The organism is Acidovorax sp. MR-S7, assembly GCF_000400995.2.
Lineage (GTDB): Bacteria > Pseudomonadota > Gammaproteobacteria > Burkholderiales > Burkholderiaceae_C > MR-S7.
This window is the reverse complement of record NZ_DF238964.1, coordinates 24,139-35,564: the sequence shown is the minus strand read 5'-3', so window position 1 is coordinate 35,564 and position 11,426 is coordinate 24,139. Positions and strand designations below refer to the sequence as shown.

Genomic DNA, 11,426 nt, shown 5'->3' with positions numbered 1-11,426 from the left:
TGAGCCATCGGGGCGGCAAGGCCCCTCAATGCACGAGGCGCAGACCGCCGTAAGGCCTCATCGCGCATTCAAAATGGCTGGCGTCCAATCGTGCCTATTCGGATCCGTCAATCATGGGGTTGTGAGAGGTTCCCACAGGTAGAGGGTTGAGCATCGGATCGCCCTCCAGCGCTTGGCTGGCAAGCGCTGGCAGCTCTCATTAATGGAGCACCACGACCGGTACGGTGCACAGCCGCAGCAGGGCCGTGGTGGTGCTGCCCACGATGAGCTGGCGGATGCGCGAGTGCCCGTAGGCGCCCAGCACCAGCAGCACGTTGCCGTGCGACTGGAGCAGGGCGGGGATGGCCTCCTCGGGCACGCCGGGCACGATCTGCGTGGTGATGTCGAAGCCCGCCTGCTCCAGGTGCGCCTGCGCGCCCTGCATGCGCTCGAGCATCTCCACCGTGGGCTCTCCCGCCATCGCCAGCAGGCCGGGCATGCCGCGCAGCAGCGGGCTGCGTGCGACGGCTTCCACGGCGCGGTGGGCGGTGGCGCTGCCGTCGTAGGCGAGGACGAAGCCGCCCGGCGCAGTGAAGTCGGGCATGGTCATCACCATGACGGGCTGGCGCACGTTGCGGATCACGCTCTCCACGCGGTGGTCCAGCCGCAGCTTGCGCGGGCTGCTGGCGCGGTAGTTGCGCCCCAGCACGAACAGGCGTGCGCTGGCTTCGTGCTCCAGCAGCACGTCGGTCAGCTCGCCGTGGCGCAGCAGCAAGTCCAGCGCGGGCACGCTGTCTACTTCGACGCGGGCCTGCGCATCGGACAGCATGCGCCGCGCGGCCTCCTGGGCCACCTGGCTGCGTTCCTCGTCCAGGGCGTTGAGCCGCTGCAGCAGCAGGTCCTGCGCGCCCATGCCGATCACCCCGCTGTAGTCGCCCACGGGGGGCATGGGTTCGGGCCGCTCCAGCGCATGCAGCAGCGCCAGGGGCGCCTGCAGCCGGCGCGCGGCCCAGGCGGCGCCGTCCACCACGGCGTGGGTGGTGGCCAGGCCGTCGATGCAGGCGTAGATGGTGTTGGGCGTGGTCATGGTCTTCTCCTGGAGTGGCGGGCCTGGCCCGAGTGTGTCACCGGGGGCGCGGCAGTGCCAAGCCGGTACCGCCGCCCAGGGTGGGGAATATGCATGAAAAATGCCTCCAGCGCTTATGTGGCAAGCGCGAGAAGCTATCGTTTGGATAGCGTCTCCTGCGGCGGGCGCTGGCGCATCACCTGCGTATAAAGCGCCTGCGCCGCCACCGACAGGCCCCGGTCGCGCCGGCGCACCAGGTAGATCTGCCGCGTCAGGCCCGGCAGGTGCAGCGGCCGCGTGACCAGCCCTTCTTGCTGGAAGTGGAACAGCGTGAGCGTGGGCACCACGCTGATGCCCAGCCCCGCGCGCACCATGCCCATCACGGTGGCGAGCTGCTCGACCTCCATCAGCGTGTGCATGGCCTGCGGGTGGAAGGCGGCCTCTAGGTACTGCCGCACGCTGCTGTGGCGCGCCAGGTGGATGAACGGCCAGGCGGCCAGCGCGCGCAGCTGGGCCGCGCCGGCGGCGGGCAGGCGCCGCCGGGCCAGAGGATGGTCGGCCCGGCACACCAGGTGGAAGCCGTCGCTGCAAAACGGCTCGGCCTGGAGCTCGGGCGTGTCGGCGCGGATGGCGGCCAGCGCGAAGTCGGCCTTGCCCGTGGCGACACGCTCGATGCAGGACTCGGAGAGCACGTCGGCGATGTCCAGCTCGATGCCCGGGTGCTCCGCGCGGTAGCGCGCCAGCACGCCGGGCAGCCAGCCCGCCGCCAGCGAGGGCAGCAGCGCGATCGCCACGCGCCCGCGCCGCAGCGTGGCCGCGTCGCGCATGGCGCCCAGGGCGCTGTCCACCTCGGCGCGGATGCGGCGGGCGGCCTCCAGGAAATTCTCGCCCTCGGCCGTCAGGTCCACGTGGCGGGTGCTGCGGTCGAACAGGCGCAGGCCCAGGCCGTCCTCCAGCGCGCGGATGAGGGCGCTGAAGGCAGGCTGCGACAGGTGGCACTGCGCCGCCGCGCGCGTGAAGCTGCGCTGCGCGGTCAACGCCAGGAAAGCGTCGATCTGGCGGGAGGAGATATTCATTCGCAATCCAGATGAATTGATCTTGACAATCTATTTCACAAAACAACGCCGCCAGCCTACATTGGCTTGCAGGAGACAACCAGATGGACAACACGCAACCCCTGCACATCGGCTGCGCGGCGGGCTTCTCGGGCGACCGCACCGATGCGGCGGCGCCCGTGGTCGAGGCGCTGATCGCCAGCGGCCGCCCGGCGGTGCTGATCTTCGAGACGCTGGCCGAGCGCACGCTGGCGCTCGCCCAGCTGGCGCGCCGCGGCCAGCCGGACGCGGGCTACGAGCCGCTGCTGGACGACCTGCTGCGCCCCGTGCTCGCGCGCTGCCTCGCGCACGGCGTGCGCATCGTGAGCAACTTCGGCGCGGCCAACCCGGCGGGCGCCGCGCGGCGCATCGCGCAGCTGGCGCAGGAGCTCGGCGCCCGCGCGCCGCGCATCGCGGTCGTTCACGGCGACGACCTGAGCGGCCCGCAGCACCGCGGCATGCTGGCCCAGGCGCTGGGCGATCGCATGCCCACCGAGCCCATCGCCAGCGCCAACGCCTACATCGGCGCGCTGCCCATCGCCGATGCGCTGCGTGCGGGTGCCGACGTGGTGGTCTGCGGCCGTGTGGCCGACCCTTCGCTCGTGCTGGGCCCGGCGCTCGCCCATTTCGGCTGGCGCATGGACGACTGGGATCGCCTCGCGCGCGCCACCATGGCCGGGCACCTGCTCGAATGCGGCTCCCAGGTCACGGGCGGCTACTTCGCCGATCCGGGCTACAAGGACGTGCCGGGTCTCGCGCGGCTGGGCTATCCCATCACCGAGATCGATGCCGACGGCCACTGCACCATCGCCAAGCCCGAGGGCACGGGCGGGCGCATCGACGAGCGCACGGTCAAGGAACAGCTGCTCTACGAACTGCACGACCCCGCCGCCTACCTCACGCCCGACGTGGTGGCCGACATCACGGCCGCCCGCGTCGCGCAGGCCGGCCCGGACCGCGTGCGCCTCGAAGGCGTGCTCGGCCATGCGCGGCCCGACACGCTCAAGGTCAACGTGTGCTTCGAGTCGGGCTGGTTCGCCGAGGGCGAGATTTCCTACGCCGGCCCCCGCGCCGCCGAGCGCGCGCGGCTCGCGGGCCAAGTGCTGCGCGAGCGGCTGGCCGGCATGGCGCCGCTGCGCATCGACCTGATCGGCGTGGCCAGCATCTTCGAGGGCGACGACAGCGCCTGGCTCGAAGGCCGGCTGCCGCCGGGAGTGCAGGACGTGCGCCTGCGCGCCGCATGGCAGCTGCCCTCCCATGCCGATGCCCAGCGCCTCGTGCGCGAGGTCACCGCGCTCTATTGCGCCGGCCCTGCCGGCGGCGGCGGCGTGCGCACGGCCATGCGGCCGCGCCTGGGCACCGTCTCGTGCCTGGTGCCGCGCGCGGCCGTCGAAACCGGCTTCATGATGATGGAGTGACGCGATGACCGATACCGAACTCACCGTGCCCCTGTACCGCCTGGCCCACGGCCGCACCGGCGACAAGGGCGACCGCTCCAACATCAGCGTGATCGCATGGCACCCCGCGCTCTGGGACGTGCTGGCCGCGCAGGTCACCGAGGAGGCCGTGGCCCGCCAGTTCGCGCGCCGCCGCCCCTCCCGCGTCACGCGCCACCTGCTGCCGAACCTGCACGCGATGAACTTCGTGCTCGACGGCGTGCTCGACGGCGGCGTGAACGACGCGCTGAACCTCGACAGCCATGGCAAGGCACTCTCGTTCCTGCTGCTGGACATGCCCGTGCAGGTGCCCGCCAGCCTGCAGCCGCATCTCGCGGGCCCGCCCGCCTGACCTCTTTCCCATCCACGAACCCAAGGAGACAAAACCATGAACCGCACCGCATCCCGCCGCCACGCCATTGCCGCAGCCGCCGCGCTGGCCTTCTGCGGCCTGGCGCACGCCCAGGCGCCTGCCTATCCGGCCAAGGCCATCACCTTCGTCGTGCCGTTCGCGGCGGGCAGCGCCACCGACCAGCTCGCCCGCGCGCTGGGCCAGTCCGTCACCACCGACACCAAGCAGCCCGTGGTGGTGGACAACAAGGCGGGTGCGAGCGGCATGATCGCCGCGCAGGCCGTGGCCAAGGCGCCGGCCGACGGCTACACGGTGCTCATCACCACCAATACCACGCATGCGGCCAACGAGCACCTGTACAAGAAGCTGTCCTACGACCCGGTGAAGGACTTCGCACCCGTGACCGGCCTGGGCAAGGGCGGCCAGGTGCTGGTGGTGAATGCCGGCGCTCCCTACAAGAGCGTGGCCGACGTGCTGGCCGCCGCGAAGAAGAGCCCGGGCAAGCTGACCTTCGGCAGCGGCAGCTCCTCCAGCCGCATGGCCGGGGAGATGCTCAAGCAGCTCGCGGGCGTGGACATCCTGCACGTGCCCTACAAGAGCAACCCGCTGGCCATCACCGACCTGCTGGGCGGGCAGATCGACTTGATGATCACCGACACCTCCACGGGCGTGCCGCAGATCAAGGCGGGCAAGCTGCGTGCGCTGGGCTATTCCACCCAGAAGCGCAGCACGCAGCTGCCCGACGTGCCCACCATCGCCGAGGCGGGCGTGAAGGGCTACGACATGGGCTATTGGTTCGCGGCCTATGTGCCCGACGGCACGCCCGCCCCCGTGGTGGCGCGGCTGAACGAGCTGCTGGGCAAGGCCACGAAGAGCGCGGCGGCGCAGTCGTTCTTCGCCACGGCGGGTTCCGAGGCATGGACGACGACGCCCGAGGAGCTGGCCAAGTTCCAGACCGAGGAAACGCGCAAGTGGGGCCAGGTCATCAAGGCGGCGGGCATCGAGCCTGAATGAGGTCAGGCGGACGCGGGAACCCGCTCGGGTTCGGCGTCCGCACCCACGTAGAGGCGGAACTGGCTGCGCCCGTTGCGCTTGGCGGCATACATGGCCGTGTCGGCGCAGCGGGCCAGCTCCTCGAACGTCTGCCCGGGGCCGGGGTAGAGGGCGATGCCGCCGCTCAGGCCGATGCGCACGGCCCGGCCTTGCAGGTCGAAAGGGGCTTCGCACGCAGCCATCATCTTGCGCGCGACCACGCAGGCCTGCTCCGCAGTGTCCAGCGCGGGCAGCAGCACCACGAATTCGTCGCCCCCCTGGCGGCACACGGTGTCGGAGCCGCGCACGGCAGCGGTGAGGCGCTGCGCCACCTCCACCAGCAGCAGGTCGCCCGCGTCGTGGCCCAGCGTGTCGTTGACCTGCTTGAACCCGTCCAGGTCGAGGTACAGCAGCGCCAGCGTGTGGCCGTCGCGCTTCGCGTGGGCCATGGCCTGCTGGGCACGGTCCTGCAGCAGCACGCGGTTGGGCAGGTTGGTGAGCACGTCGTGCTGCGCCAGATGCGCCATGCGGCGCGACAGGGCCATGGCCTCGGTCACGTCGCGCAGGACGATCACCGCGCCGGTGACCTGCCCGTGGCGGTCGGTGATGGGGCTGGCGGATTCCTCGATGTCCACCAGCCGGCCGTCGCGGCGGCGCAGCACCAGCCCGCGCTGGGAGGCGGCGCCCGAGCCCGCGAGCACGCGCACAACGGGGCTGGAGGCATCGCCCTGGTGCGCGGGCATCTGCAGCGGGGCCACCTCGTCCACGTGCCGGTCGGCGGCGTCGAAGGCCTGCCAGCCCGTGGCCAGCTCCGCCATCGGGTTGAGGTAGGTGACGTGGCCGCGCGCATCGGTGCAGATCACGGCGTCGCCGATGGACTGCAGCGTGAGCCGCACCATCTCCTTTTCCTCGAAGAGCAGGTCCTCCATGTGCTTGCGCTCGGTGAGGTCGTCGATCTGCACGAAGAAGCCCTGCACCTGGGCGTCCTCGACGTCGGGGATGTAGGAGACCTGCAGGTGGCACTCCTGCCCCGAAGGCAGGCGCACGCTGCGCTCATAGGTCTGCCGCTGCCCTTCGAGGGCCCGCTCCACATGGGAGCGTATCTGCCCGTAGGTCAGCTCGCCGACGATCTCGGGCAGTTGCTGGGCACGCAGCTGCTCGGCGCTGACGCCCAGCCAGTCCTGGTAGGCCTGGTTCGCGAAGCGGTTGCGCAGGCCCCTGTCCCAGTAGCCGACGAAGGAGGGCAGGTTGTTCAGGATGGTGCGCAGGTCGTGTTCCGCCTGCTTGAGCTGCGTGCCGATGTCCTGGCGGCGCCGGAGCTCGCGCGCGAACAGCTGCGTGAGGCCCACGCCACAGGCCATGAGCAGCAGCGCGAAGCCGCCCAGCACCAGCGCGCTGCGGCGCCACTGGGCCAGGATGGTGTCCACCGACTGGCCCACGCTCACGATGAGCGGGTAGCCGTCCACGTGCCGGAAGGCGTGCAGGCGGCGCTCGCCGTCCTGCACGTCGGGCCCGGTGAAGGTGCCGTGCCCGCTGGCATTCAGCCGGGCGAGGTGCTGGGCGTCGAGGAGGGCGGGCTCCTGCGGCCCCGCGGGGAACTGGGCCACGGCGCTGCCGTCGTGGCGCCACAGGTCGATGCGGCTCATGGCGCCCAGGTCCACCGAGGCGAACAACTCCTTGAAGTATTCGATGCGGATCGAGCCGACCACCACGCCAGCGAAACTGCCGTCGCTGTGGAAGTAGGCGCGGCTCATGGGCAGGCTGTGGGCACCGTCCGCCAGCCGGGAGCGGATGGGCGCGCCGATGTACAGCCCCTGGTAGCCGTCGCGCAGGTGGGCGCGGAAATACTCCCGGTCGGCCAGGTTGATCTTGCGCGGTGCGGCGTATTCGGAGTCGAGCACCACGTCGCCGTTGGCGTCCAGCACGGCGACGGAGCCCAGGCCGCGGGTGCGCAGCGAGTGGTCGAACAGCAGCGCGTGGCGCATGCCCGGCGGGATGGCCTGCAGGTCGTACTGGCCCAGCGTGTTGACGACGCCCGCCAGCGAGTGGTCGAAGCCGGTGACGGTACGCGCGATGTTCTGCTCGATCGTGTGGGCCAGCGTGGAATTGATGTGCCGCGCGTAGGCCCACTGGTCGTCGCGGATCGTGAGGATGGCGCGGGCGAACAGGGCGCCCACCCCGAGAGACAGCACGAGTGCCAGGGTGACCAGGCTGCGGGACGACGCGATGCGCATGGGAGGGTCTGTGGCGCGTGGATGTCAGCGCGCCGTGCGGAGCGTCATTCGGCGGGGGGCGGAGCGGGTGGCGGGGCGAACAGGTCCCATGTGGCCATGAACAGGGCAGCGATGACGGGGCCGATCACGAAACCGGTGAGGCCGAACAGCGCCATTCCGCCCAGCGTGGAGATGAGCACCACGTAGTCGGGCATCTTCGTGTCCTTGCCCACCAGAACGGGGCGCAGCAGGTTGTCCACCAGCCCGATGACGCAGATGCCGTAGGCCGTGAGCGTGATGGCCTGCCAGGTGGCGCCTGTGGCCAGGAAATAGATGGCCACGGGGCCCCAGATCAGGCTGGCGCCCACGGCGGGCAGCAGCGACAGGAAGGCCATCAGAACGCCCCACATCACGGGTCCCTGGATGTCCAGCACCCAGAAGATCAGCCCGCCCAGCGCCCCCTGGGCGGCCGCCACCGCGATGTTGCCCTTGACCGTGGCACGGGTCACGGTGATGAACTTGCGCGCCAGCTGCCGCTTGTGCTGGTCGTCCATCGGGATCGCGTCGCGCACGCGGGTGGCGAGCTGCACGCCGTCGCGCAGCAGGAAGAACAGCAGGTAGAGCATCACGCCGAAGCTCACGATGAACTGCAGCGTGTTCTGGCCCACGTCCAGCGCCTTGGTCGCCAGGAACTGGCTGGCCTGGGCTCCGACGGAGGCCAGCCGCGCCTGCAGCTCGGCCACGGAGGTGAGGTGGAAGCGGTCCAGCAGCGCCAGCAGCCAGGCGGGCAGCGCCGCCAGCACCTGCTGCAGGTAGGCGCCGTAGTTGAGCTGCCCCGAACGCATCCGTTCGTAGGCGACGCTGGCTTCCTGCGCCAGGGACACGCCGATAAGGGCCATCGGCAGGATCACGATCAGCAGGCAGACGCACAGCGTCACGAAGGCCGCGAGGTTGCGCCTGCGCGGCATGCTCCGCAGCAGCTTGCGGTGCAGGGGCGCGAACAGGATGGCGAGCACCACGCCCCAGAACACCGCGCCGTTGAAGGGCCACAGGATGGCGGCGAAGGCCACCGTCACGGCGGCGAGCAGGAGCAGCAGGGTGCGGTTCTGAAGTGCGGAGGACGTCATGTGCGGGTCACGGAAGGGACAGCGCAAATGTAAGCCAGGAGCGCTCCAGGGGGATTCCCCAGGCCGCACGAGGCCACGTGCCGCGGCGTTCGGTGGCACAATAGCGCCCGCAACCAGGCCCCTTCCCCTGCCACAGTCGCATCCGCAAACCGGTTCAGCCGTGACGCGGAAGGTTTACCAACCAGCTAAAGCTTCCTTCAGGGAAGCGGAGGTCAGCGGAATATGAGCGAACCCACGTCCGTCTACCAAGCCTACCAAGGCAACACCTATCTCTTCGGCGGCAATGCGCCCTACGTCGAGGAGATGTACGAAAACTACCTTGCCAACCCCGGTAGCGTGCCGGATTCCTGGCGCGAATACTTTGATGCACTGCAACATGTGCCCGCGGTAGACGGCAGCAATGCCAAGGACGTTCCCCATCTTCCGGTCATCAACGCCTTCGCCGAGCGTGCCAAGCAAGGCGGCACCAAGGTCGTGGTGGCGGCCGGCGCCGATTCCGACCTGGGCCGCAAGCGCACTGCCGTCCAGCAGCTGATCGCCGCCTACCGCAACGTGGGCGCCCGCTGGGCCGACCTGGACCCGCTCAAGCGCACCGAGCGTCCCGAGATTCCCGAGCTCGACCCCGCTTTCTACGGCTTCACCGACGCCGACCAGGAAACCGTGTTCAACACCAGCAACACGTTCTTCGGCAAGGAAAGCATGTCGCTGCGCGAGCTGCTCAATGCGCTGCGCGAGACCTATTGCGGCACCATCGGCGTCGAATACATGTACGCCACCGAGCAGAACCAGAAGCGCTGGTGGCAGCAGAAGCTCGAGACGATCCGCAGCAAGCCGAATTTCTCGGCCGAGAAGAAGAAGCGCATCCTCGACCGCCTCACGGCCGCCGAAGGCCTGGAGCGCTACCTGCACACCAAGTACGTTGGCCAGAAGCGCTTCTCGCTCGAAGGCGGCGAGAGCTTCATCGCCGCGATGGACGAGCTCATCAACGACGCGGGCACCCGCGGCGTGCAGGAAGTGGTGATCGGCATGGCCCACCGTGGCCGCCTGAACGTGCTGGTCAACACCCTGGGCAAGATGCCCGGCATGCTGTTCGCCGAGTTCGACCACACCGCGCCCGAGGATCTGCCCTCGGGCGACGTGAAGTACCACCAGGGCTTCAGTTCCGACGTGTCCACCCCCGGCGGCCCGGTGCACCTGTCGCTGGCGTTCAACCCCTCGCACCTGGAGATCGTGAACCCGGTGGTCGAAGGCTCGGTGCGCTCGCGCATGGATCGCCGCGGCGACCCCAAAGGCAAGCAGGTGCTGCCCGTGCTGGTGCACGGCGACGCCGCCTTCGCCGGCCAGGGCGTGAACCAGGAAACCCTGGCGCTGGCCCAGACCCGCGGCTACACCACGGGCGGCACGGTGCATCTGATCATCAACAACCAGATCGGCTTCACCACGTCCGACCCGCGCGACACGCGTTCCACGCTCTACTGCACCGATATCGTGAAGATGATCGAGTCGCCCGTGCTGCACGTGAACGGCGACGATCCCGAGGCAGTGTGCCTGGCAGTGCAGCTGGCGCTCGAATTCCGCATGGAGTTCGACAAGGACGTGGTGGTGGACATCGTCTGCTTCCGCAAGCTGGGCCACAACGAGCAGGACACCCCCGCGCTCACCCAGCCGCTGATGTACAAGAAGATCGGCCAGCACCCCGGCACGCGCAAGCTCTACGCCGACAAGCTGGCCGCGCAAGGCCTGGGCGAAACGCTGGGCGACGACATGGTGAAGGCGTACCGCGCCGCGATGGATGCGGGCAAGCACACGGTCGATCCGGTGCTGACCAACTTCAAGAGCAAGTACGCGGTGGACTGGAGCCCCTTCCTGAACCAGAAGTGGACCGACGCCGGCGACACCGCCATCCCCCTGGCCGAATGGAAGCGCCTGGCCGAGAAGATCACCACGATCCCCGCCAGCGTCACGCCGCACGCCCTCGTGAAGAAGGTCTATGACGACCGCGCCGCCATGGGCCGCGGCGAGGTCAACGTGGACTGGGGCATGGGCGAGCACATGGCCTTCGCCTCGCTGGTCGCTTCGGGCTACCCCGTGCGCCTGTCGGGCGAGGACTGCGGCCGCGGCACGTTCACGCACCGCCACGCCGTCATCCATGACCAGAAGCGCGAGAAGTGGAGCGAGGGTACCTACGTGCCGCTCTCGAACGTGGCCGACAACCAGGCGCCGTTCGTCGTCATCGACTCCATCCTTTCCGAAGAGGCCGTGCTGGCCTTCGAATACGGCTACGCGTCGAACGACCCCAACACGCTCGTGATCTGGGAAGCGCAGTTCGGCGACTTCGCCAACGGCGCGCAGGTCGTGATCGACCAGTTCATCGCCTCGGGCGAAGTCAAGTGGGGCCGCGTGAACGGCATCACGCTGATGTTGCCGCACGGCTACGAGGGCCAGGGCCCCGAGCACAGCTCGGCCCGCCTGGAGCGCTTCATGCAGCTCGCGGCCGACGCCAACATGCAGATCGTGCAGCCGACCACGGCCAGCCAGATCTTCCATGTGCTGCGCCGCCAGATGGTGCGCAACCTGCGCAAGCCCCTGGTCATCATGACCCCGAAGTCCCTGCTGCGTAACAAGGACGCGACCTCGCCGCTGTCCGAGTTCACCAAGGGCGGCTTCCAGACCGTGATCCCGGAGCAGAACGAGGCCGTCGTGAAGAACGCGGCCAAGGTCAAGCGCGTGATCGCCTGCTCGGGCAAGGTGTACTACGACCTCGTGAAGAAGCGCACCGAGAAGGAATCCACCGACGTGGCCATCGTGCGCGTGGAGCAGCTCTACCCGTTCCCGCACAAGGCCTTCGCCGCCGAGCTGAAGAAGTACCCCAACGCGACCGACGTGGTGTGGTGCCAGGACGAGCCGCAGAACCAGGGCGCCTGGTTCTTCATCCAGCACAACATCCACGAGAACATGCTCGACGGCCAGAAGCTGGGCTATGCCGGCCGCGCCGCTTCCGCGTCGCCCGCCGTCGGTTACTCGCACCTGCACCAGGACCAGCAGAAGGCGCTGGTCGAGGCCGCGTTCGCCAAGCTCAAGGGTTTTGTCCTGACCAAGTAAGGCCGCAGAACCACACCTCCTCAGA

Annotated in this window: 8 protein-coding genes; 4 read left to right on the top strand and 4 right to left on the bottom strand. The window is 69.3% G+C overall.

Annotated elements, in window-relative coordinates; translation table 11 throughout:
* Window positions 1-199 precede the first annotated feature (199 nt).
* Window positions 200-1,066, bottom strand: coding sequence for a universal stress protein (locus tag AVS7_RS18485; protein WP_020229540.1), 867 nt, complete (start codon window positions 1,064-1,066; stop codon window positions 200-202).
* A gap of 134 nt (window positions 1,067-1,200) precedes the next feature.
* Window positions 1,201-2,121 (bottom strand): LysR family transcriptional regulator, encoded by a 921-nt coding sequence (locus AVS7_RS18480; protein WP_020229539.1) that lies wholly within the window; start codon window positions 2,119-2,121, stop codon window positions 1,201-1,203.
* An 83-nt stretch (window positions 2,122-2,204) separates the two neighbouring features.
* Here AVS7_RS18480 and AVS7_RS18475 point away from each other — a divergent pair, with 83 nt between their 5' ends.
* From AVS7_RS18475 to AVS7_RS18465, 3 genes are read left to right on the top strand one after another with little or no spacing between them, the layout of a single operon-like run.
* Complete coding sequence (locus AVS7_RS18475) at window positions 2,205-3,557, top strand: acyclic terpene utilization AtuA family protein (RefSeq protein WP_020229538.1); 1,353 nt, start codon at window positions 2,205-2,207, stop codon at window positions 3,555-3,557.
* Window positions 3,558-3,561: 4 nt separating this feature from the next.
* Entirely contained in the window at window positions 3,562-3,927 is a 366-nt protein-coding gene (locus AVS7_RS18470; RefSeq protein WP_020229537.1) for a hypothetical protein, read from the top strand.
* Window positions 3,928-3,963: 36 nt separating this feature from the next.
* Window positions 3,964-4,941, top strand: coding sequence for a tripartite tricarboxylate transporter substrate binding protein (locus tag AVS7_RS18465; protein WP_020229536.1), 978 nt, complete (start codon window positions 3,964-3,966; stop codon window positions 4,939-4,941).
* 2 nt (window positions 4,942-4,943) lie between these two features.
* Here AVS7_RS18465 and AVS7_RS18460 read toward each other — a convergent pair whose 3' ends face one another.
* Entirely contained in the window at window positions 4,944-7,193 is a 2,250-nt protein-coding gene (locus tag AVS7_RS18460) for a diguanylate cyclase domain-containing protein (RefSeq protein WP_020229535.1), read from the bottom strand.
* 44 nt (window positions 7,194-7,237) lie between these two features.
* Window positions 7,238-8,299 carry an AI-2E family transporter gene (locus AVS7_RS18455; RefSeq protein WP_020229534.1) on the bottom strand — a complete coding sequence of 354 codons (1,062 nt, stop codon included), beginning with the start codon at window positions 8,297-8,299 and terminating at the stop codon, window positions 7,238-7,240.
* Window positions 8,300-8,521: 222 nt separating this feature from the next.
* Here AVS7_RS18455 and AVS7_RS18450 point away from each other — a divergent pair, with 222 nt between their 5' ends.
* Window positions 8,522-11,401 carry a 2-oxoglutarate dehydrogenase E1 component gene (locus AVS7_RS18450; protein ID WP_020229533.1) on the top strand — a complete coding sequence of 960 codons (2,880 nt, stop codon included), beginning with the start codon at window positions 8,522-8,524 and terminating at the stop codon, window positions 11,399-11,401.
* The last annotated feature ends 25 nt before the right edge of the window (window positions 11,402-11,426 follow it).